This is a genomic window from Phormidium sp. CCY1219 (assembly GCF_035615515.1).
Taxonomy (GTDB): Bacteria; Cyanobacteriota; Cyanobacteriia; order Cyanobacteriales; family Laspinemataceae; genus CCY1219.
Genome location: NZ_JAJENT010000599.1, coordinates 1 through 227 on the forward strand (window position 1 = coordinate 1; position 227 = coordinate 227).

Below are 227 nucleotides of genomic sequence, written 5' to 3' on the forward strand. Positions count from 1 at the left end.
TTTGGATAGGTGACAAGGTTCAATCCGGGCTTTCTATAGTTAGGAAGTTTCGGTTTCTGCGTCACCGTCCCTTGAGTGATTCCTCTTAGTAGCCCAAAAAATGACTTAAACGATTCAGCAACGGTGGTTAGACACTGCTGGGCCGATTGAGAGTACATTGCTTGAAAATGACGATTAGAAGCCATGAGGCGATGCAAGTCAAACTTCCCCGGGATTTTACCCGTTTT

Annotated in this window: 1 pseudogene; it reads right to left on the reverse strand. The window is 45.4% G+C overall.

What is annotated here, in order from left to right:
- Positions 1-185, reverse strand: a pseudogene (locus LKK83_RS16920) (RNA-guided endonuclease InsQ/TnpB family protein); the annotation flags it as partial.
- Between the last annotated feature and the right edge of the window lie 42 nt (positions 186-227).